A 20412-nucleotide genomic window follows, 5' to 3' on the forward strand; every position below is an offset into this window, starting at 1 on the left:
GGGCTGAGCTGCACCGATAGGCTTTGCGGGTGAGCGAGCATGAGTTGGTACTGGTCGTCGACTTCGGGGCGCAGTACGCGCAGCTGATCGCGCGCCGGGTCCGCGAGGCCAAGGTGTACTCCGAGATCGTGCCGCACTCGATGCCGGTCGAGGAGATGCTGGCGCGGAATCCGAAGGCGATCATCCTGTCCGGCGGTCCGCAGTCGGTGTACGCCGAGGGCGCGCCGCGGGTCGAGTCCGGGCTGTTCGAGGTCGGGCTGCCGACGTTCGGGATCTGCTACGGGTTCCAGGCGATGGCGCAGACCCTCGGCGGCGAGGTCCGCCGTACCGGGCTGCGGGAGTTCGGCCGGACGCCGGTGACGGTGAGCACCGCGGGCACGCTGCTGGCCGGGATCCCCGAGGACCTCAACGTGTGGATGTCCCACGGTGACGCGGTCCACGCTCCGCCGGCCGGCTTCGCCGTACTGGCTGCGTCCGAGGGCGCGCCGGTGGCGGCGTTCGAGGACCTGGAGCGCCGGCTCGCCGGTGTGCAGTGGCACCCGGAGGTGCTGCACTCGCAGGCCGGGCAGGCCGTGCTCGAACACTTCCTGTACGACATCGCCGGCTGCAAGGGCGACTGGACCACCTCGAACGTCGTGGAGGACCAGGTCGAGCTCATCCGGCAGCAGGTCGGTGACAAGCAGGTGCTGTGCGCCCTGTCCGGCGGCGTCGACTCGGCAGTCGCGGCGGCCCTGGTGCACCGGGCGATCGGCGACCAACTGACCTGCGTGTACGTCGACCACGGTCTGCAGCGCGCCGGTGAGTCGGACCAGATCGAGAAGGACTTCGTCGCCGCGACCGGGATCCGGCTCGAGGCGGTCGACGCGGAGGATCAGTTCCTCGGCGCGCTGGCCGGCGTGACCGACCCGGAGCAGAAGCGGAAGATCGTCGGCCGCGAGTTCATCCGGACCTTCGAGGCGACCGCCCGCAAGGTGGACGCCGAGCGGCACATCGAGTTCCTGGTCCAGGGCACGCTGTACCCCGACGTGGTCGAGTCCGGCGGTGGCGCCGGCGCCGCGAACATCAAGTCCCATCACAACGTCGGCGGTCTGCCCGACGACCTTCAGTTCAGCCTGATCGAGCCGCTGCGCACCCTGTTCAAGGACGAGGTCCGCGAGCTGGGCCTGGCCGTCGGCCTGCCGGAGGCGATGGTCTACCGGCACCCGTTCCCCGGCCCGGGCCTGAGCATCCGCATCATCGGCGAGGTCACCAAGGACCGCCTCGACATCCTCCGCGCCGCCGACCTGATCGCCCGCACCGAGCTCACCGCCGCCGGTCTGGACCGCGACATCTGGCAGTTCCCGGTCGTCCTGCTGGCCGACGTCCGCTCGGTCGGCGTCCAGGGCGACGGCCGTACGTACGGTCACCCGGTCGTCCTCCGCCCGGTCACCAGCGAAGACGCGATGACGGCCGACTGGGCCCGCCTTCCGTACGACGTCCTCGAACGCATCTCCACCCGCATCACCAACGAGGTCGACGAAATCAACCGCGTAACCCTCGACATCACCAGCAAGCCCCCCGGCACCATCGAGTGGGAGTAGACCGCGAGACGGGTTGTGCAGCGAACCCTGGCGGGTTTTGCGTTGTATGTGCCGGAAACCCTCCAACATCGCGCCAGCGGGTGACTTAGAAGAGGGTTTGCTGGGTGATGTCGGGGGGTTTGTGGGGGAGGGGTGCGGAGCGGCGGGGGGAGGGGTGCGCGAAGCCGTGTTTGTGGAGGAGGGGGTGGATTTTGGTGGTGAAGGCGGAGAGGTAGCTGGGGGCGGCGTTGGGGCCGTGGGCGTAGAGGGATGTGTAGCGGGGGACCAGGTCGGGGCGGGTTCGGGCTAGCCAGGTCATGAACCATTCCTTGGTGCCTGGGCGGAGGTGCAGGACGAGTGGGGTGACTCCGGTGGCGCCGGCTTCGGCGAGTTGGCCGAGCAGGTCGTCCAGGTGTTCGGCTGAGTCGGTGAGCCAGGGGAGGACGGGGGCGACCATCACGCCGCAGGGGAGGCCGGCGTTGCGTACGGCGCGGATCAGGTCGAGGCGGCCGCGGACGGACGGGGCACCGGGGTCGACGAGTTTGCGGAGGTCCTCGTCGGCCAGGGCGAGGGAGATGCCGATGCCGACGGAGACCTCCGTGGCGGCCGTGGACAGCAGGTCGAGGTCGCGGCGCAGCAGGGTGCCCTTCGTCAGCACGGACAGCGGTGTGCCCGAGCCGGCCAGCGCTTCGATGATCCCCGGCATCAGCCGGTAGCGGCCCTCGGCCCGCTGGTAGGGATCGGTATTGGTGCCCAAGGCAACCTGTTCGCCGCGCCACGAGGGGCGGGCGAGCTCGCGGCGGAGGACGTCCACCACGTTGGTCTTGACCACGATCTGCTGGTCGAAGTCGGCGCCTTGGTCGAGCTCGAGGTAGGCGTGGGTCGGCCGGGCGAAGCAGTAGCGGCAGGCGTGGGTGCAGCCGCGGTACGGGTTGATCGTCCAGTTGAACGGGAGCGACGTCCCCGGCACCGAGTTCAGCGCGGAGCGCGCCAGCACCTCGTGGAAGGTGACACCGCGGAACTCCGGCGTGGTCACCGACCGGACCAGGCCAGCGATCGAACCGAGCCCCGGCAACGTCCCCGGAGTCTCCGCGTCGACCTGCTGACCAGCCCATCTCATGCATCACAGTCGAACATATGTTCCCCAGATCTTCAAGTCGACCGGCAGACTATTCTCGTATACCCTACGGAAATAGCCAGCAAGGGAGGACACAAGAAATGACGATCCTGGTGACCGGCGCAACGGGCAGCGTGGGCCGACTCCTCGTCGACGAGCTCGTGGCCGCAGACCTGCCGGTCCGAGCGCTCACCAACAACCCCAAGAAGGCTGCGCTCCCACAGTCCGTCGAGGTCGCGAAGGGCTACCTCGGCAAACCCGAGACCCTCCCGGCCGCGCTGCGCGGCATCGACACCGTCTACCTGGCGCCGCTTCCGGCGTACGTCGACGACTTCGTGACCGCCGCCCAACAGGCCGGCGTACGGCGGGTCGTCGTACTGTCCGGTGAGCCTGCGGAGTACGAAGCGCAAGGTGATCCGGCCGAGTGGCACTACTACAAGGTCGAGCGTGCGATCGAGCAGGGCGGCTTCGAGTGGACCCACCTGCGGCCGGGCCAGTTCATGAACAACACCCTCGACTGGGCGACGTCGATCAAGGCGGAGAACGTCGTACGCGCGCCCTACCCGGCGGCGGTCCAGACGCCGATCGACCTGAAGGACATCGCCGCCGTAGCCAAAGTAGCCATCAGCAACGAGAGCTACACAGGCCAGAAGCTCACCATGAGCGGCCCGGAAGGGCTGACCGCGCCGCAGCAGGTGGAGTACATCGCCCAGGCGCTCGGGCGCGAGGTGAAGTTCGAGGAGCAATCGCCCGAGGAGTACATGGCGGTCTGGACCCCGATCGTGGGCACCGAGACGGCGCAGTGGCTGCTCGACGGCTTCCGGATGATGGCTGAGCACCCGATGACTCCAGAGCCGACCGTGCAGCGGCTGACCGGCCGGCCGGCGATCACCTACCGCGAGTGGGCGCTAGCCAACGCCGACGCCTTCCGCTGACCCATGGGACGCTGTGCACTGTGACAGTGCGGCACAGCGGTGGAGGTCAGCCCGAGCGCACGCTCGCTCTGCTCTGGCGGAACCAGCGACAGCAGGGGTCCCAGCGACAGGAGGTACGGCGTACCGCCGGCCGGCGACCGTCGCTGGACGTCGACGGAGTGGTGCAGGCCGGTATCCGGTTGGCTGACGAGCGTGGGCTCGACGCAGCCTCCATGGGTGGAGTCGCGAAGGCACTCGGCGTAGGCACGATGACCCTCTACACCTACGTGCCGTCCAAGGAAGAGCTGCTGGACCTCATGGTCGACGAGGCACTGGCTGAGCGGCAGCTACCCGGTCCTGGCGAGTCCAGACCGACGGACTGGCGCGAGCAGGTGGAGGTGTACTCCGAGCAGACCCGAGCGATGTACGAGCGCCACCCCTGGCTGGCCCGCGTCTCCACCGTCCGCCCGCCCGTCGGCCCGGGCATGCTGGCCGGCCGTGAGTACCTGCTCTCCACACTGTTGCCACTCGACCTCAGCCCGCGTGACACGAACACGGCTGCGCTAGCCATCACGACGTACGTCGACTCCGCGGCCGGTCTGGAGGCCGAGAACGAGCTGGTCGAGCGTTCCAGCGGGCAGAGCAACGAGGCGTGGTGGTACGACCGCAACGACCTCTGGGAGACGTACTTCGATGTCGAAAGACATCCCGCGATGACGGCCATCTGGAACGCGAACGGGTACCAGGACACCGTCCGCGAGGCGGCCACCGACGCGTACCGCTACGGCCTCGACCGCCTGCTCGACGGGGTCGAGGCCCAGGCGAAATCCCTATAGATCAAGGGAGATCCAGGCGGGATCGTGATCGGTTCCGTCCCGGGCGAGCTTGCGGCGCCGGCCGATGAACGCCTCCTGCAGTCGCGGCGCCAGCGCCGGTGACAGCCAGATCTGGTCGATCAGGTCGAACGTCCGTGGCTGCCCGGACTCCTTGAACGTCGACGTCCAGGCCGGGTTCGCCGGCAGGTCGACCGTCGTCGTGACGGCGCCGATCTCGGTCGGTGTCAGCAGCGCGTTCACCAGCCCGGCCTTCTGGTACGCCGCCAGCGCGGGCGAGTCCGGGGTGTCGTTCATGTCGCCGCAGAGCAGGAAGCGCTGCCGGGTGCTGGTCCGCTGCGCGATGATCCGCATGATCGTGTCCGCCTGCTGGGTCCGGAGCAGCTGGGCAGCCTCGAAAGCCGCGACCGGGTTTGCGACGGTGAAGTCGACGAACTTCGACTTCAGGTGCGTCCCGAAGACGGTCAGCACGTTGCGCCCGCGGACGTCCAGGATCTCCGCCTCGACCAGGTCGCGGGAGAAGATCGGCCGGTCCGGCACGTCCGGGTGGAACGCGCGCTGGTAGCTGGTCACGCCACCGAGCGGCCGCCGGGACAGGATGCCGATGTCGATGAACCGGGTCGAGTCGTTGCCGTCGATCACCATCACGTGCTCGTAGCCGCCGTCCAGGTGGTCGCGGTTGAACTCGCGCAGTACGTCGGCGTTCTCGACCTCCTGCACGACCCACACGTCCACGTTCGCGGCCAGCAGCCGTTCGGCGACCCGGGTCGTGTCCTCCGGCTTCTTCGCCACCAAGAGTTTGCCGTGGCCGTCCAGCTGCAACCGGCGGCGGTGCTCGTCGTCGAACGTGTACGTCGCCGGCACCGAGCTGGTGCCTTGCGCGAGCACGTCCACCGCACCGGCGAAGTTCCACCGGTCGAACAGATTGTTGAGGTTGAAAGTCCCCACCGTCAGCGTCATTTGTCCACACCCTCCCTACGACGAAAGTACGCCGTTCGCCACCGCCCGTCACCAACCTGAAGCGAACAGTCGCCGACTTCCGGGTGGCCCCCCACCATGCCGTAGGTTGCCCGGGTGAGTGAGAACTTCCAGGTCGATCTGCAAGGGATCGTCGACCTGCTGAGCAACCATCTGTACAGCAGCCCGCGGGTGTATCTGCGGGAGCTGCTGCAGAACGCGGTCGACGCGATCACCGCCCGGCAGGCCAAGGATCCCGATGCGCCGAAGCGGATCGAGGTGCGGACGGCGGACGACGTACTGACGATCAGCGACACCGGGATCGGGCTGCGGCCGGACGAGGTCCGGGAGCTGCTGGCGACGATCGGACGGAGTTCGAAGCGCGACGAGATCGGGTTCGCGCGGACGGAGTTCCTCGGCCAGTTCGGCATCGGCCTGCTGTCCGCGTTCATGGTCGCCGACGAGATCGAGGTCGTCACCCAGCCGGCCGGCGGACCGGCGACCCGCTGGCTCGGTACGGCGGACGGCCGCTACACGATCGCGGACACCGCGGACCGCGCCGAGGTCGGTACGACGGTCACGCTCAAGGCCCGGCGTGGTGTGGAGCAGTGGTACAAGCAGGCCACGGTGGTCGAGCTGATCCGGTTGTTCGGTGCGCTGCTGCCGATCGAGATCCGCGTGGACGGCGAGCAGGTCACCGACGGCAAGGCGCCCTGGGAGGGAGCCGGCGTCGCGGACCTGGTCGGCTACGCCCAGGACAAGCTCGGGTTCACGCCGTTCGACGTGATCCATCTGAACAACCCCGCTGCCGGGCTGACCGGTGTCGCGTTCGTGCTGCCGTTCGCGGCCAACCCCGCCGAGCGCGCGACGCATCGCGTCTACCTGAAGCGAATGCTGCTCGCGGAGAACGTCGAAGGGCTGCTGCCGGAGTGGGCGTTCTTCGTGCGCGCAGTCATCGACACCTCCGAGCTGCGCCCTACTGCGAGTCGCGAGGCGCTGTTCGACGACGGCAACCTCGAGGCCACGCGGGAGGCGCTCGGCGCGCAGCTGCGTGGCTGGCTGGTCCGGTTGGGCAGCACGGATCCGGGCAAGCTCGACAAGTTCCTCGGCATCCATCAGCTCGGTGTGAAGGCCCTTGCGCTGCACGACGACGAGATGCTCCGGCTCGTCCACCGCTGGCTGCGTTTCGAGACCAACCACGGCCGCATGACGACTGCAGAGCTCCAGGAACGTACTGGCGAGATCAGGTACGTCGCCACCATCGAGGAGTTCCGCCAGCTCGCCGCAGTGGCCGCTGCACAGCAGATCACTGTGGTGAACGGCGGCTACACCTACGACAGCGAGCTGCTGGAGCGGCTGCCGAAGGTAGTGCCCGACCTTGTCACCACTAGGTTCGACCCGACCGAGCTGAGCACCAGCTTCGACAGTCTGGACCCGGACACCGAGCTCCAGCTCCGCCCGTTCGTCCAGTTGGCGCAGGACGCGCTGGACCCGGTCGGCTGCGAGGTGGTGGTCCGTGCGTTCGAGCCGGCCAGTCTGCCCGCGCTCTACCTCGTCGACCGGTCCGCGCAGTTCGCCAGAGAGCTCCGGAGCACCAAAGACCGTGCGGACGCGCTGTGGTCGGAGGTGCTGGGTGCCCTCGACACGCACGACGACAGTCGCCCGCAGTTGGTGCTGAACCACCGCAGTCCATTGGTACGGCGGATGGCGTCGCTGAACGACCGTGAGCTCGCACAGCTCGCCGTGGAAGGCCTGTACGGGCACGCGTTGATGCTCGGCTACCACCCGATCGGCCCGGCCGACTCCGCGCTGGTGAACCGCTCGTTCCTCGGCCTGCTGGACCAGGCCGTCCCCACGCAGGAGGACCCGACCCGATGAACCAGGACCTGATCGACCGGCTGCAGCGTGCCGAGAGCACGCCGTACGGGAAAGCACGGTCCGCTCTGCTGGAGGACGTCGTACGGCGGGCGGACGCGGACGGCGCGGACGACCTGGCGTTCTACAGCCGGCTGGCACTGGTGACGGCGTACGTGATGGGTGGGGAGCCGCGGAAGTCGCTGGTGCCGTTCGCGCGGTGCGTTGCGGACTGGGACGCGGACCCGGGCAAGTACCAGGACTACTCGCACCTGTTCCACTGGTGCTTCAAGTACGCGCCCAGCACGCTGACCAAATTCCCCGAGGTCCCGCTGGACCGCGCGTACGCCGTACTGGACGACATGGAACGGCGTTGGCAGCTCAGTGGTCACAGCATGCACGCCGTACACCAGCACCGCTGGCTGGTCGCCCACCACATCGGTGACACGGAGGCTGCGGCCGAGCAGTTCCGGCTGTGGTCGACCGCGCCGCGCGACGACCTGTCGGACTGCGTCGGCTGCGACCCCACGTCGAAGGTGCACCACCTGACGAGCGTCGGGCATACGGCGGACGCCGTAGCGCTGGCCGTGAACGTCCTGGACGGGCAACTGACCTGCGCCGAGCAGCCGCAGCAGATGCTGACCGCATTGCTACCCGCGTACCTTGCCGAGGGCATGTACACCGAGGCAATCGACGCGCACCGGAAGGGCTATCGGCTCCTGCGTAGTCGGGTCGGTGAGCTGAGTGAGCACGCGGATCACGTGGAGTTCCTGGCTCGCACTGGCAATGAACTGAAGGCGGTGGAGCTGATCGAGCGGCACCTGCCCGAGTTCGACGACCCGCCGTCGCCGTACGCCGAGATGACGTTCGCTGCGGCGGCTGCGCATGCGCTCGGGCGAGTGGACGGGCTGATGATCCGGCTGCCGAAGGCTGACTCCGTGCCGGCGGCAGAGCTGAGTGAGCAGTTGGCTGGGCGGGCGCTGGAGTTGGCTGCGCAGTTCGATGCGCGGAACGGGACGACGCATCGCAGCTCGCTGATTCAGGGGATGCTGACGGCTGAGCCGTGGGTGGAGTACCTGCCGTTGTCAGAGACTGCTCGGCGGGCACAGGCAGTCAAGGCGGCAGCTCAGCAAGCGCCGGAGGAGCCTGTCGACAGCACGCAGCCCACACCGTCGGGCCGTGGCTGGTTGGACCGGGCCGAGGAGGCCTGGCAGAAGGCTCAGCCGGAGGAGGCGGCGGCTGCGTGGCGCGCCTTCGAGCAGGAGGTGCCGGAGAGCGAGTGGACCCCGGTGGACCGTGCTCGGGTGCTGGACGGCCGCGGTCTGGTCGCGCACGACCAGGCGGAGGTCGCACTGGAGGCATGGCGCGAGGCGCTGGCGTTGTACGCCGACGCGGGCGAGGAGGTCCGCGTACTGCGCGACCGCGGTCGCATCGGCCGGTTGCTGTGCGAGACCGGGCAGGTTGACGAAGGCCTCGCGACCGGTGAGGAGCCGATTCGCTGGCTGGTGGCCAACGACGAGCCACAGCGTCGCGGGCACTGGCAGTACTCGCTGGCGACCATGTACGCGCAGGCCGGTCGGCTGGACGACGCCGTACGGGAGCTGGCTGAGCTCCGCGAGCGTACGGACATCGACGAAGACCTGCGGGCGGGTGGAGCGATCCTGGAGTGCAACCTGCTCGCGAACTTGGGGCGCTTCGAGGAGGCGGAGGCGGCTGCGACGGTTGGCCTTGGTACGCCGTCTGACCTGGCGCGGTCGTTTGCGTACAAGCAGCGCGGGCGGCTTCGGCTGGAGCTGGAGCGTCCGGGTGAGGCAGCCGAGGACCTGATCGAAGCGGTGGCGCTGGCGGCGGGGACGCCTGAGCTGGACGTGCATGTCGCGCTGACTCAGCTGGAGCTGGCGCGTGCGTACCTGCTGACTGGGCGTCCGTTGGAGGCAGCTGAGACCGCTGAGGAAGCGCTGCCGGGGCTGGGGAGCAGTCCGGAGCTTGCTGAGCCGCTGGCGGACGCACGCGGCGTGCTGATTGATGCCTACAAGGCCCTGGGCGAGCTGCAGGCTGCGCTGACGAAGGTGGGCGAGCTGCTTGCGTCGGCGCCTGACGAGGCGCACCCGGCGTGGCTGGGCATGGTGCGGCAGGACGAGGGGTTGTTGCTGAGCCAGCTTGACCGTGATGAGGAGGCGGTCGACGCTCTGGTCGCGGCTGCCGCCTACTACGAGGCCGGTGAGCAGCCGGTGGAGCAGGTGCAGGCCGTGCGGCTCGCAGCCCAGTCGGCACGCTACGCGGGTAACTTCGCGCAGGCGGTCGAGTTGGTCGAGCGTGCTCGTCTGCTGCTGGAGGCGTTGCCGTCAGCCGACCAGCGCGTGCTCTTCCAGACTGCCGGTGTCCATTGGGACCTGGCCGTGATTGCACTCCAGCAGGGCGAGACGGAGACCGCCGTACAACAGGCCACGCAAGCCGCCGACCACTACGAGAAGGGCGGCTTCGAGGACCAGCACACCAACGCCCGCCTCCTGATCGCCGAACACGGCACCACGGACGCGAAACTCGCCGAAGACATCTTCACCACGCTCCCCACCGGCCACGACCTCTGGTACCGAGCCGGCTACCTCCTCCTGGACCGCCTGCGCACCGAAGGCCGCACCCAAGAGGCCGACGCGCTGGAGACTCGGCTCAACGACTAGTGCGGTGCCGCCGCAGCCCCACGGAGCACGTGCCAGGCGCGTGGGCTATACCAACGTGAGGATTTGGGGGCCTTCTTCGGTGACGGCGACGGTGTGTTCGGCGTGGGCGCCTCGGGTGTGGTCCGAGGAGCGGAGGGTCCAGCCGTCGTCGTCGATGACGTAGGTGGTGGTGGAGCCGGACCAGAACCACGGCTCGATGGCGAAGACGTGGCCGGGGCGGAGTTTGAGGCCGCGGCCGGGGCGGCTGCTGTTGGGGACGTGCGGGTCCTCGTGCATGCGACGGCCGATGCCGTGACCGCCGAAGTCCAGGTTGGTGCCGACCGCGGCCGCCTTGCCGATCCGGCCGATCGCGGCGCCGATGTCGCCGAGCCGGTTGCCCGGAACGGCAGCGGCGATCCCCGCCGCCAGCGCCTGCTCGGTAGTCGCGATCAATTCCAGGTCCTCGGCGCGTGGCGTACCGACGCAGAAGCTGATCGCCGAGTCCGCGCACCAGCCGTCGACCGACGCCCCGCAGTCCACGTTCAGGAGGTCGCCGTCCTGCAGCACGAGGTCTCCGGGCAGACCATGCAGTACGGCGTCGTTGACCGACGTACAGATCACGCCACTGAACGGCGTCGTCGCGAACCCCGGCTGGTAGCCCTCGAACAGCGACACCGCGCCCGCCGACCGCAGCACATCCCGCGCGACCGCGTCGAGCTCACGCAGCGACATCCCGACGGCGGCTTCCTTCTTCACCGCGGCCAGCGCGCTCGCGACCACCCGCCCGGCGGCCCGCATCTGCTCGATCTCCGCCGGAGTCTTCAACTCGACCATGCCCGCTCCTCGACCTCGGCCTCTCGGCCACTGCACTTCCCGGATAACTATACCGGTACTATTATCACGGTCATGGTACGACCACCTCTGTCCAGCTGGGACCGCGAGCGCGGCCGGCAGCTCGGCGCCCTGCTGCGGGAGGCGCGCGGTGAACGCAGCATGGTCGACGTCGCCGCGGCCTGCGGCGTCTCTGTCGACACGCTCCGCAAGATCGAGACCGGCCGCATCCCGACCCCGGCGCTGTTCACCGTCGCCGCCGTCGCCGCGACCCTCGACCTGTCCCTCGACACCCTGGTCGCGGCCTGCGCGGACAACCCGGCAACCCAGGACGACTCCAACCTGATCGCCTGACCCGCGAACCAAACCGCCGCCCGCGGCGTCTCCCAAGCAACCGGGGGACGAAGCTTGGGGGCTTGGAATGGCGGTACGACGTCGTGCTGTGCTGGGGGCGATGCTCGCCGGAGCGGGAGCGCTCGCGACGACCGGCTGTATCGCGGACACCGCCGCCGACACCGGTGGCACAAAGGGCGCGACAGCCAAGCCGAAACCCCAGAAAAACAAGGCGAACCTGCCTGACCGGATCACCCTGGTGGCGACCGGCGACGTACTCCTGCACGAGCGCCTGTGGACCACCGCCAAGCGCGACGGCGACAACGGCGCGTGGGACTTCGCCCCGGTGATGGCCGGCGTCAAACCGATCGTCCAGGACGCGGACGTCGCGATCGCCCACCTGGAAACCCCGCTGGCTCCACTCGGCGGCCCGTACCACGGCTACCCGCTGTTCCAGGGCCCTCCGCAGATCGCCGCGGCCCTCAGGCAGACCGGGTACGACGTCTGCACGACCGCAAGCAATCACAGCTTCGACGGCGGTGCGGCCGGCGTGGATCGCACCCTGAAGACGCTCGAGCGCGCCGGACTCCGGCACGCAGGTGTGGCCCGCACCCAGGATGAGGCCGAAACCCCAACGATCATTGACGTTCGCGGCGTGAAGCTCGCCGTCCTCAGCTACACCTTCGGGTTCAACGGCCTGCCGTACCCCGACGGTGACACCTGGCGGGCGGGCAAGATCGACGTACCGAAGATCAAGGCGATGGCGCAGAAGGCGCGTGATCGCGGTGCCGAGATCGTGGTCGTCAGCTGCCACTGGGGCACCGAGTACTCGAGCAAGCTCAACGACCAGCAGCGCGAGGTCGCTCCGCAACTGCTTGCCGACAGCAACATCGACCTGCTGCTCGGACACCACGCCCACGTCGTCCAGCCGATGGAGAACATCGACGGCAAATGGGTCGCGTACGGTCTCGGCAACCTGATCGCCGCGCACCGTGAGCCCAGCACGACCAAGGCCGAGGGCCTCCTGGTCCGCTTCACCTTCCAGCGCGACGGCGACCGCTGGACCACCGCCGCCGCCGAGTACACCCCGCTGCTGATGACGGACGCGTTGCCGGTCCGCGTTCTCGACGTACGGCGGGAGCTCGCCAAGCCAGGCCTGGCCGCGGCCCGCCGTACCCGCCTGGAACGCGCAGAACACCGTACGACGACAACCGTCAAGTCACTAGGCGCAACCCCGAAAGCCCTTTGACGGCAGTTGACAGCTGAAAATGCTTTGAACGTTGGCGGTCCGGCTGTTTAGGGTCGGGGCATGATTACGTACTTCGTGATGGTCCGTCGTGCCCGCCTCCGGGCAGGCGAGGGGTGCCTGGGGATGGCATCCGCTCGATAGTCGTTGGGCCCAACGCGTCGTCGACGCCGCCGGGGTCGGACCCGGTGAGCTCGTCCTCGACGTCGGAGCCGGACTCGGCGCGCTGACCGCGCCGCTGGTCCGGGCCGGAGCCCAGGTGATCGCCGTCGAGCTCCACCCTGGCCGTGCCGACCGGTTGCGGCGGCGGTTCGCGGATGCACCGGTCACGGTGGTCCGTGCCGATGCCGCCGACCTGCGGTTGCCGGCCCGGCCGTTCCGGGTGGTGTCGAGTCCGCCGTACAACGTCTCCACCGCACTGCTGAAGCGCTTGCTGGCACCGGGTTCTCGCCTGGTGTCGGCTGATCTGGTGCTGCAGCGGGCGGTGGCGAACCGGTGGTCTCGCGGCGACGTGCCTGGTGCGAACCGATGGCTCCGCCACTACGACCCGTCGATCGGTCTCCGCCTTCCCCGTAAGGCCTTCACCCCACCGCCGCATGTCGACTCAGCAGTCCTGGTACTGCGCAAACGGTAGAAAGAGCAGAACCCCCGCCGGTCAGAGGTGACCAGCGGGGGTTCTTGCTGTCGGCAACTAGCCGTGCCAGGAGTTCCACAGCGCGGCGTACGAGCCTTGGCGTGCCACCAGCTCGTCGTGGCTGCCCAGCTCCGAGATGCGGCCGTCCTCGACCACCGCGACCCGGTCCGCGTCGTGCGCCGTGTAGAGCCGGTGCGCGATCGCGATCACCGTCCGGCCCTCCAGGACGGCGGCCAGCGAACGCTCCATGTGTCGCGCAGCGCGCGGATCGATGAGCGACGTCGCCTCGTCCAGCACCAGCGTGTGCGGATCGGCCAGGACCAGCCGCGCCAGCGCGAGCTGCTGAGCCTGGGCAGGTGACAACGCCAACTGCCCGGACCCGACGCGCGTGTCCAGACCCTCCGGCAACGCCTCGGCCCACTCACGGGCATCCACCGCGGCGAGCGCGTCCAGCAGCTCGTCGTCGGAGGCGCTGGGTCGGGCCATCGACAGGTTGTCCCGCAAGGTGCCGACGAACACGTGGTGCTCCTGCGTCACCAGCGCGACCTGCTTGCGCAGCTCGTCCAGCGGCAGCTCGGTCATCCCGACCCCGCCGACCGTCACCGAACCCGTCCGTGGCGGATGGATCCCTGCGACCAGGCGGCCCAGCGTCGACTTCCCGGCGCCGGACGGACCGACCATGGCGATCCGCTCGCCCGGCTCGATGGTCAGATCGACGCCATGCAGTACGTCGCGGCCCTCGACGTACGAGAACCGCACGTCCTTCGCCTCGACCAGCTCACCGGCAGGCGACCGCCCGGACGGCGTCCGATCGTCCTGTACGTCGCTGATGCCTAGCAGCCGTGCGAACGCGGCACCGCCCGACTGCAGCTCGTCCAGCCAGGAGAGCAACCGGTCGACCGGGTCGATCAACTGGTTGACGTACAGCACGGCAGCCGTGACCGCGCCGAGCGACACGTGACCGTTGATGTGCAGCCAGCCGCCGAACACCAGCGTCCCCACCACCGGCACCAGGTACCCGATCTCGGCCACCGGGAAGTAGATGGTCCGCAGGAACAGCGTGTACCGCTCGGCCAGGTAGGAGCCGCGGATGTCGGCATCGGTCCGGCGGACGCGCTCGTCGTACCGCCGCAGTGCCTCGACCGTGCGGGCGCCCTCGACCGTCTCGGCGAGCGAGCTCGTCATCTGTGCGTACGCCGCGTTCTCCCGCAGGTAACCGTCCTTCGCGCGGCGCAGGTACCACCTCGTGCCGAGCCAGAGCGCCGGCACCATGGCGAGCAGCGGCACGAGCACCCAGACGCCGACGAGCAGCGTCGCGCCGACCGTGAACAGCACGGTGACGAACGCGATGATCGTCTCCGGTACGGCGAACCGCACCGTCCGCGACAGCGTGTCGACGTCCCGCGAGGTGCGCGACAGCAGGTCGCCCGTGCCGGCTCGCTCGACCGTGCCGATCGGCAGCGACAGCGCGTTGTCGACGAAGTCCTCCCGCAGCTCGGCCAGCACCTGCTCGCCGAGCGCGAACGACTTGAACCGGGCCCACCGGGTCAACAGCGACTGCGCCACGATGAACACCGCGATCACCAGGATCACCTGGTTGACCTTGGCGACGGTCGTGCCGTTCTGGACGTCCTCGACCAGACCACCGATCAGCCGCGGCGCGGCCAGGCCGGTGATCGCGGCCAGGCCGTGCAGCAGCAACGCGACCAGCAGGGTACGCGGGTGCCGCCGGGCCAGCCGGCGTGCGTGCCGGCGGATCTCGGCGGGACCCGCGACCGGAAGGATCTGCCTCATGTGAGCGCCTCCTCCTCTTCGGTCTGACGGGTCACGGTGCGGCGGTACTGCGGGTCGGTCTCTAGCAGCGTGCGGTGCTTGCCGGTGGCAACCACTCGGCCGGCGGCGACGAAGATCACCTCGTCGACCCGGTCCAGCAGCAGCGGGCTGGCGGTCAGTACGACGGTGGTGCGCCCGGCCCGGTGGTCGCGCAGCCGGTCCGCGATCCGCGCTTCGGTGTGCGCGTCGACCGCGGAGGTCGGCTCGACCAACACGAGCACGGACGGGTCCGTCAGCAGGGCACGGACCAGCACCAGCCGCTGCCGCTGCCCGCCGGAGAACGACCGGCCCTTCTCCTCCACCTCGGAGTCGAGCCCGTCGGTCAGCGCAACGAGCACGTCATCGGCAGACGCCGTACGCATCGCTGCCATGACTTCTTCGTCGGTACGGCGGTTGTCCGGGTCGAGCTCCTGGCGCAACGTCCCGGTGAACAGTTGGGAGCCGGTGTCGCTCACCAGGATCCGTTGCCGGATGTCCTCACGAGTCGCGCTGGCCAGGGTGACTCCGCCGTACCGCACCTCGCTGGTGTCGTCGTACCGGCCCAGTCGGTCGGCCAGGGTGTTGTAGGTGTCCGGCTCGGCCGAGACGATCGCGGTGAGCAGACCGTCGCGGGCGCGGATGCCGGAGACCGGGTCGACCAGGTCGCCACCGTCCGGCAGCCGCACTGGTCGCGTCGGCTCGCTGATTTCCGGCTGCAACGCCAGCACGTGGATCACCCGGCGCGCCGCGACCAGACCGCGCATCAGCTGGTTGGCGAACTCGGTGGCCGTGCGCAGCGGCAGCACCAGGAACGTCGCGTAGCCGTAGAAGGCGACGAGCGAACCGGCGCTGAGCGTCCCGCGCAAGGCGAAGTGCGCGCCGATGCCGACCACGAGGACGACGAACACCCCAGGCAGCAGCACCTGAGCAGCGTCCAGCACGGACTGGATCTTCGCGACCCGCACACCGGCCTGCCGGACCTGCTGCGACTCACTGCGGTACCGCCCGGAGAAGGACTCTTCGCCGCCGATGCCGCGCAGCACGCGCAGACCGGCCACGATGTCCGAGCCGAGCGAGTTCAGCTCTCCGACCGCCTCGCGTTGCGCGGACTGCCGCTTGTGCAGCGGGCGCAGCATCGGCCCGAGGCAGAACAGCATGACCGGCACGCCGATCAGCACCACCAGGCCGAGCGTGGTCGAGGTGGACAGCAGGATCGCAGCGACCACCACGAAGGCCACGATCGCACCGCTGAACCGGGCCGAGATCTCCATCAGGTTGCCGATGTAGGCGAGGTCGCCGGCGCCGATGCTGACCACCTCGCCGGTGGCCAGGTTCTTCGGCAGGGTCGCACCAAGATCGGCCGACTTCCGGGTCACCACCTGGACCGTGCGGTAGGCGGCGGTCAGCCAGTTCGTCACTGCGAACCGGTGCCGCATGATGCCGGCCAGCGCCTGCACCACGCCGACCGCGAACAGCACCGCGGTCCACTGCAGCAGCCGGTCGGCGTCGCGCGCGGCGATCCCCTCGTCGATCGCCAGGCCGAGGATCGCCGGGATGAACGCCTGCGCGCCCATCCAGAGGATGCCGAACGTCATCCCGCCGGCGAGCGTGCGCGACTGACCGCGCGCGACCCAGAGCAGGTAACGGGTCGGCGAGCGGTGGTCGGGAACGCCGGGATCGGCGAGTGGCAGCTGTCTCATGGCTCCCTCAGGCTAGGTCTGGCCACCGACACTCCGCATGCGAATTACTCGCACCTGGGGACGTCACGGTGCGTGCCGCCGCGGTCTCCCCGCGCATCAAAAGACCTTCACCTTGCGTTGGGCAACGGGTTCCCGTCGCGCCATGTCGGCCGCCTGTCCTGGGACCATGCTGGTGATCGCGCATCGGGGAGCGAGTGGCTACCGCCCAGAACACACGCCGGCGGCGTACCGCCTGGCTGCGGCCCAAGGAGCCGACTACCTGGAACCGGACCTGGTCGCCACCCTCGACGGCGTCCTGGTCTGCCGGCACGAGAACGAGATCTCAGGTACGACGGACGTCGCCGACCACCCGGTGTTCGCGGACCGGAAGATCACCAAGATCGTCGACGGGACCGCCGTGACCGGCTGGTTCGTCGAGGACTTCACCTACGACGAGCTGCGGCAGCTCCGGGCCCGGGAGCGGATGCCGGCCCTCCGCGCCGACAACACGGCGTACGACGGGCTGGAGACGATCCCCACCTTCGACGAGGTGGTGGCACTGGCCCGGCAGGAATCACTCCGGCTCGGACGGCCGATCGGCGTACTGCCGGAGATCAAGTACCCGGCGTACTTCCGGCGGCTCGGGCTGCCGCTGGAGGAACTGCTCACCGAGCGGATCCTGACGCTCGGACTGCGCAACGACGAGATCATGGTGCAGTCGTTCGAGCCGACCAGCCTGCGCCGGCTGTCGGTGATGACCCGGGTGCCGCTGGTTCAGCTGGTGGACGCGGAGAGCGCGCCGAACGACTTCCTGCGGACCGGCGACGGCCGCACCTTCGCGGACCTGATCGAACCGGCCGGCCTACGCGAGGTGTCGACGTACGCACAGGTCTTGGCGCCGCACAAGGACCTGGTCATCCCACGCCGCCCCGACGGCTCCCTCGGCGAGCCGACCAGACTGGTCGACCAGGCCCACCGCCTCGGCCTCGCTGTCCAGCTATGGACCTTCCGAGCCGAACGCCGCTTCCTCCCCACCGGCACAGACTTCCGCACCGAGCTCACCACCTTCACCCGCCTGGGCATCCAAGGCCTCTTCACCGACCACCCCGACTTGGCAGTCGCCGCCATCCGGCGACCAGCGCTCAAGGTCTAGAGCGCGCTACGGAACTCAGCCAGGACGGCCTGGCCGGCGGGTGCCAGCTCTGCGTCGATATTTCTGTTCTCGTCGAGCCCGAGCACGACCTGCGCGGTGGTGCCGGGCCTGGCCCGGATGAGCCTGGTCCGCAGGTACGTCGGCGGGTGCGTGGCGTCGGTCCGGGTCTCACGGCTCCGGCTGGCCCTGACCCGCCGCTCGATCTCGCGCTTCGGTACTTCGTTCACAGCACGCCGGACCGCCTCGAGCGGCTCGATCTCGCCGCCGAAGCGCAGTACCCGCTCCATCGCCCGGAACGCCGTGTCGCTCAGCAGCAACCGTTCCAGCGCGTGTGCGGTCGCCTCCGACCCCGCGATCTCTGCAGCCCTCCGGTCAGCCAGATACTCGGCCCGCTGGCTGCCGCGGAAGTAGGCCCGGTCAAGCAACCAGGCGTACCCGCGCACCAACCCGCCGAATGTGGCGTTCACGAGGCGGGTGATGAGTCCGACGTACGTCGCATCCGCGTTGATCAGGTAGCTCAGGTCCTGCCGGTACCTGTCCAGCGGCTGCTCGGAGAAGGTCAGCCGCAGCTCGTGCAGGATCGACTCCGCCGCACCGATCACCCAGCCGTGGTGGGCGTCGCCGTTCCGCCCGTGCCCGAGCTCGTGCGCCAGGACTGCGACGCGCTCCTGCGGGCTCAGGCTGGTCCACAGTGGCAGGCCGATGCCGACGACCGGGCGAAAGCGCCAGCCGATGCGGCCGAACCACAGGTTGGGTTCCGCGTCTACGACCACGGCTGCCACCTTCTGGGCGCCGAGTGCGTCGGCGATGCGGTCCAGGGCGCCGTACAGGGTCGGGGCTTGGTCGCGGAGGAGCAGTTCGGCGTCGGGCGGCAAGCGGTCGGCACGCGGGCGGAAGATCCACGCCACTCCGAACGACAGGAGGGCGAGGGGAACGCTGAGCCAGAGTGGCCGGTAGAGCAGTAGAAGGGCGAATCCGCCTGCTAGTGCCAGGAGTGGCAGGAGAAGTACGACGGCCGAGAGCAGGTACGCGGCGAGGCGGGCCGCGTCCCAGCCGGGGCGGTGAATGCTGCCGGTTTCCAGCTCGCGGTAGAGCGCGTCGGCGAGCCTGTGCTCGAGCCGAAGCCGCCAGGCCGGCGTGGGGTCTGTCTGCGGAGACGGGTCGACGTTCCAGTCACACTGGTCGCACCAGGTGACGTAGTGCCGTTCGACCCTGATCTGGTGCCCACAGTCGGGGCAATTCGTCACGTCCTCGGTGCTCTGCACGCGAGAAGTGTGGCAGGCCGGGCAGCAGGGTGACGGTCGCGTGCGACTGGGTCACCCTGCTGCTGCGTCGGTCATGCCGCCGGGGGCTTGTTGTTGGTCGGGTTGGTGTCGTCGTAGATGCGGGAGGCGATGTCGGCCTCGGGGGTCTGCTGGGGCTGGTTCACCGACTGCTGGACGTTCCGCCACACGGCCTTGCCATCGGCCTCGGGCATCACGACCCACGCGATCACGTAGCCGATCAGCGCGGTGCCACCGGTGAGCAGGGTCAGGCCGACGATGCCGAGGCGGACCAGGGTCACGTCGATGTTCAGGTACTCCGCGATGCCCCCGGAGACACCCGAGAGCATCCGCTGGTCGCGGGAGCGACGGAGTACCTTGCCGGACAGGTTGGAGAACGGTGCGTTGGAGTTCGTCATGTCTCAACTCTCCCGCCTGAGCCACCCCCACCACATCCGGATCGCTACCGACCAACCCCTGATCCAACCCCAGGGTCCCTGGTCCCGTCCCCCGTACGACTTTCGTGCCGCGGAAATGTCTGTGGGGGCGTTTACGGTCGGGGGATGGATGGTGGCGGGCTGGTGAAGGTTGTGCTGGGGTTGCCGGGGGTGGAGGAGTACGAGGGCTGGGCGGGGCAGCCGGTGTTCAAGGTGCGGAACAAGAGCTTTGCGTACATGTCGGAGGACGAGACCAGGCTGCTGCTCAAGTCCCTGCGCGAGGAGCAGGAGGCCCTGGTGGCGGAGAACCCGGAGGTCTTCGCGCCGTCCTGGGCTTCCGGCCGGTTCGCGTGGCTCGACGTCGACATCGCCGCGGCCGACGACGAGGAGCTCCGCGAGCTGGTGACCGAGGCGTGGCGTCTGACGGCTCCGAAGTACCTGATCACCCAGCTGGACGCAGCACAGTCGTCAGGTCCCTGAACCACACCCGCGGCCGCAGCCCGCTGACCGACTGACCGAGGACGTTCCAGGTGGGAGTGCCCTCCACGCCGAACTTCTTCGCCTGCCGTTCGGACCGGACGAGAGCGTCGTACGCCGTTCCGTCAGCCAAAGCGGCCCGCAGCCGCGCCGGGTCCCCACCCGCCGCCTCCGCCAGGATCGCGAGCAGGTCGATGGACTCGATGTCCTGCCCCTGCGCGAAGTACGCGGCGAACACCGACTGAGCGAACCGCTGGGCCACCCTCGGCCGGATGCTCTTCAGCCACTCAAAGGCAGCCAGTGCCGGACGCGTGTGCGGCATCCGGGTCGCCCAGCGCAAGGGCAACCCCGCCGCCTCGGCTTCCCGGGCGAGGAAGTCGTACGACGGCCCGATCCGCGGCCCGGCCGGCTTCCCGCCCGGCGGGATCTCGGGGTGGATGCGGATCGCGTGTTCGACCACCTCGATCCCGCGGTCGCGCAGGATCTGGTTCCGGTCCTGCGCGATGTAGCAGTACGGACAGACGAAGTCGAACCAGTGCTCGACGACCATCAACAAAACTCCTCGAATGTTCAACTACCTGCCTCGGGTACAACACGCCCGCGGGCTGGTTCAGTCCCGGAAGGTCTCACGGAACGTGCTCGCGGCGCCGAAGC

General features: G+C 69.1%; 18 protein-coding genes. 10 read left to right on the forward strand and 8 right to left on the reverse strand.

The features are described 5' to 3' along the window. Positions 1-29: 29 nt before the first annotated feature. The gene (guaA, locus tag ACIBL3_RS14290) at positions 30-1580 is read left to right on the forward strand and encodes a glutamine-hydrolyzing GMP synthase (protein WP_396353717.1); all 1551 of its coding nucleotides are present in this window, start codon (positions 30-32) and stop codon (positions 1578-1580) included. Between the two features lie 85 nt (positions 1581-1665). Here guaA and ACIBL3_RS14295 read toward each other — a convergent pair whose 3' ends face one another. Then, the gene (locus ACIBL3_RS14295) at positions 1666-2679 is read right to left on the reverse strand and encodes an Rv2578c family radical SAM protein (RefSeq protein WP_396353718.1); all 1014 of its coding nucleotides are present in this window, start codon (positions 2677-2679) and stop codon (positions 1666-1668) included. 98 nt (positions 2680-2777) lie between these two features. Between ACIBL3_RS14295 and ACIBL3_RS14300 the strand changes: the two genes are divergently transcribed. Together ACIBL3_RS14300 and ACIBL3_RS14305 are read left to right on the forward strand one after the other, a co-directional pair. After that, positions 2778-3611, forward strand: coding sequence for an NAD(P)H-binding protein (locus tag ACIBL3_RS14300; protein ID WP_396353719.1), 834 nt, complete (start codon positions 2778-2780; stop codon positions 3609-3611). Between the two features lie 20 nt (positions 3612-3631). Further along, a complete protein-coding gene (locus tag ACIBL3_RS14305) occupies positions 3632-4426 on the forward strand; it encodes a TetR/AcrR family transcriptional regulator (protein ID WP_396353720.1) in 795 nt (264 codons plus the stop codon). Here the strand turns inward: ACIBL3_RS14305 and ACIBL3_RS14310 are convergent. Then, complete coding sequence (locus tag ACIBL3_RS14310; protein ID WP_396353721.1) at positions 4421-5383, reverse strand: endonuclease/exonuclease/phosphatase family protein; 963 nt, start codon at positions 5381-5383, stop codon at positions 4421-4423. The genes ACIBL3_RS14305 and ACIBL3_RS14310 overlap by 6 nt on opposite strands. Positions 5384-5497: 114 nt before the next feature. On the opposite strand from ACIBL3_RS14310, the gene ACIBL3_RS14315 reads away from it, so the two are divergent. Together ACIBL3_RS14315 and ACIBL3_RS14320 are read left to right on the forward strand one after the other, a co-directional pair. After that, positions 5498-7258 carry an HSP90 family protein gene (locus ACIBL3_RS14315; protein WP_396353722.1) on the forward strand — a complete coding sequence of 587 codons (1761 nt, stop codon included), beginning with the start codon at positions 5498-5500 and terminating at the stop codon, positions 7256-7258. Then, positions 7255-9915 (forward strand): tetratricopeptide repeat protein, encoded by a 2661-nt coding sequence (locus ACIBL3_RS14320; protein WP_396353723.1) that lies wholly within the window; start codon positions 7255-7257, stop codon positions 9913-9915. Before ACIBL3_RS14315 ends, ACIBL3_RS14320 begins: the two co-directional genes overlap by 4 nt. 45 nt (positions 9916-9960) lie before the next feature. On the opposite strand, the gene map is transcribed toward ACIBL3_RS14320, so the two are convergent. Further along, on the reverse strand, positions 9961-10728 hold the full coding sequence (gene map, locus ACIBL3_RS14325; protein ID WP_396353724.1) for a type I methionyl aminopeptidase: 768 nt from the start codon (positions 10726-10728) through the stop codon (positions 9961-9963). A 72-nt stretch (positions 10729-10800) separates the two neighbouring features. On the opposite strand from map, the gene ACIBL3_RS14330 reads away from it, so the two are divergent. The 3 genes from ACIBL3_RS14330 to ACIBL3_RS14340 all read left to right on the forward strand — a co-directional run bounded on the left by ACIBL3_RS14330 (position 10801) and on the right by ACIBL3_RS14340 (position 12938). Further along, positions 10801-11079 carry a helix-turn-helix domain-containing protein gene (locus tag ACIBL3_RS14330; protein WP_396353725.1) on the forward strand — a complete coding sequence of 93 codons (279 nt, stop codon included), beginning with the start codon at positions 10801-10803 and terminating at the stop codon, positions 11077-11079. A gap of 67 nt (positions 11080-11146) precedes the next feature. Further along, positions 11147-12307, forward strand: coding sequence for a CapA family protein (locus tag ACIBL3_RS14335; RefSeq protein WP_396353726.1), 1161 nt, complete (start codon positions 11147-11149; stop codon positions 12305-12307). 88 nt (positions 12308-12395) lie between these two features. Continuing rightward, the gene (locus ACIBL3_RS14340) at positions 12396-12938 is read left to right on the forward strand and encodes an rRNA adenine N-6-methyltransferase family protein (RefSeq protein ID WP_396353727.1); all 543 of its coding nucleotides are present in this window, start codon (positions 12396-12398) and stop codon (positions 12936-12938) included. 57 nt (positions 12939-12995) lie between these two features. Here the strand turns inward: ACIBL3_RS14340 and ACIBL3_RS14345 are convergent, their stop codons facing one another. Together ACIBL3_RS14345 and ACIBL3_RS14350 are read right to left on the reverse strand one after the other, a co-directional pair. After that, the gene (locus tag ACIBL3_RS14345; RefSeq protein ID WP_396353728.1) at positions 12996-14732 is read right to left on the reverse strand and encodes an ABC transporter ATP-binding protein; all 1737 of its coding nucleotides are present in this window, start codon (positions 14730-14732) and stop codon (positions 12996-12998) included. Beyond that, positions 14729-16450 carry an ABC transporter ATP-binding protein gene (locus ACIBL3_RS14350; protein ID WP_396353729.1) on the reverse strand — a complete coding sequence of 574 codons (1722 nt, stop codon included), beginning with the start codon at positions 16448-16450 and terminating at the stop codon, positions 14729-14731. Before ACIBL3_RS14350 ends, ACIBL3_RS14345 begins: the two co-directional genes overlap by 4 nt. 166 nt (positions 16451-16616) lie before the next feature. Here ACIBL3_RS14350 and ACIBL3_RS14355 point away from each other — a divergent pair, with 166 nt between their 5' ends. Further along, entirely contained in the window at positions 16617-17582 is a 966-nt protein-coding gene (locus tag ACIBL3_RS14355; protein ID WP_396353730.1) for a glycerophosphodiester phosphodiesterase family protein, read from the forward strand. Here ACIBL3_RS14355 and ACIBL3_RS14360 read toward each other — a convergent pair. After that, positions 17579-18847, reverse strand: coding sequence for a M48 family metalloprotease (locus ACIBL3_RS14360; RefSeq protein ID WP_396353731.1), 1269 nt, complete (start codon positions 18845-18847; stop codon positions 17579-17581). The two genes, ACIBL3_RS14355 and ACIBL3_RS14360, sit on opposite strands and share 4 nt — an antisense overlap. 71 nt (positions 18848-18918) lie before the next feature. Further along, a complete protein-coding gene (locus ACIBL3_RS14365; protein WP_396353732.1) occupies positions 18919-19263 on the reverse strand; it encodes a PspC domain-containing protein in 345 nt (114 codons plus the stop codon). A 144-nt stretch (positions 19264-19407) separates the two neighbouring features. Here ACIBL3_RS14365 and ACIBL3_RS14370 point away from each other — a divergent pair, with 144 nt between their 5' ends. Next, entirely contained in the window at positions 19408-19761 is a 354-nt protein-coding gene (locus tag ACIBL3_RS14370) for an MmcQ/YjbR family DNA-binding protein (protein WP_396353733.1), read from the forward strand. On the opposite strand, the gene ACIBL3_RS14375 is transcribed toward ACIBL3_RS14370, so the two are convergent. Continuing rightward, positions 19724-20308, reverse strand: coding sequence for a DsbA family protein (locus ACIBL3_RS14375; protein WP_396353734.1), 585 nt, complete (start codon positions 20306-20308; stop codon positions 19724-19726). The genes ACIBL3_RS14370 and ACIBL3_RS14375 overlap by 38 nt on opposite strands. Positions 20309-20412: the final 104 nt, after the last annotated feature.

The organism is Kribbella sp. NPDC050124 (assembly GCF_044460355.1).
Classification (GTDB): domain Bacteria; phylum Actinomycetota; class Actinomycetes; order Propionibacteriales; family Kribbellaceae; genus Kribbella.

Excerpts from the sequence above, each read along its gene's own strand:
- ACIBL3_RS14295 (WP_396353718.1), bottom strand. The coding sequence starts at position 2,679 with ATGAGATGGGCTGGTCAGCAGGTCGACGCGGAGACTCCGGGGACGTTG.
- ACIBL3_RS14345 (WP_396353728.1), bottom strand. The coding sequence starts at position 14,732 with ATGAGGCAGATCCTTCCGGTCGCGGGTCCCGCCGAGATCCGCCGGCAC.
- ACIBL3_RS14330 (WP_396353725.1), top strand. The coding sequence starts at position 10,801 with ATGGTACGACCACCTCTGTCCAGCTGGGACCGCGAGCGCGGCCGGCAG.
- ACIBL3_RS14350 (WP_396353729.1), bottom strand. The coding sequence starts at position 16,450 with ATGAGACAGCTGCCACTCGCCGATCCCGGCGTTCCCGACCACCGCTCG.
- ACIBL3_RS14365 (WP_396353732.1), bottom strand. The coding sequence starts at position 19,263 with ATGACGAACTCCAACGCACCGTTCTCCAACCTGTCCGGCAAGGTACTC.
- ACIBL3_RS14320 (WP_396353723.1), top strand. The coding sequence starts at position 7,255 with ATGAACCAGGACCTGATCGACCGGCTGCAGCGTGCCGAGAGCACGCCG.
- ACIBL3_RS14310 (WP_396353721.1), bottom strand. The coding sequence starts at position 5,383 with ATGACGCTGACGGTGGGGACTTTCAACCTCAACAATCTGTTCGACCGG.
- map (WP_396353724.1), bottom strand. The coding sequence starts at position 10,728 with ATGGTCGAGTTGAAGACTCCGGCGGAGATCGAGCAGATGCGGGCCGCC.
- ACIBL3_RS14370 (WP_396353733.1), top strand. The coding sequence starts at position 19,408 with ATGGATGGTGGCGGGCTGGTGAAGGTTGTGCTGGGGTTGCCGGGGGTG.
- ACIBL3_RS14300 (WP_396353719.1), top strand. The coding sequence starts at position 2,778 with ATGACGATCCTGGTGACCGGCGCAACGGGCAGCGTGGGCCGACTCCTC.
- ACIBL3_RS14355 (WP_396353730.1), top strand. The coding sequence starts at position 16,617 with ATGCTGGTGATCGCGCATCGGGGAGCGAGTGGCTACCGCCCAGAACAC.
- ACIBL3_RS14335 (WP_396353726.1), top strand. The coding sequence starts at position 11,147 with ATGGCGGTACGACGTCGTGCTGTGCTGGGGGCGATGCTCGCCGGAGCG.
- ACIBL3_RS14375 (WP_396353734.1), bottom strand. The coding sequence starts at position 20,308 with ATGGTCGTCGAGCACTGGTTCGACTTCGTCTGTCCGTACTGCTACATC.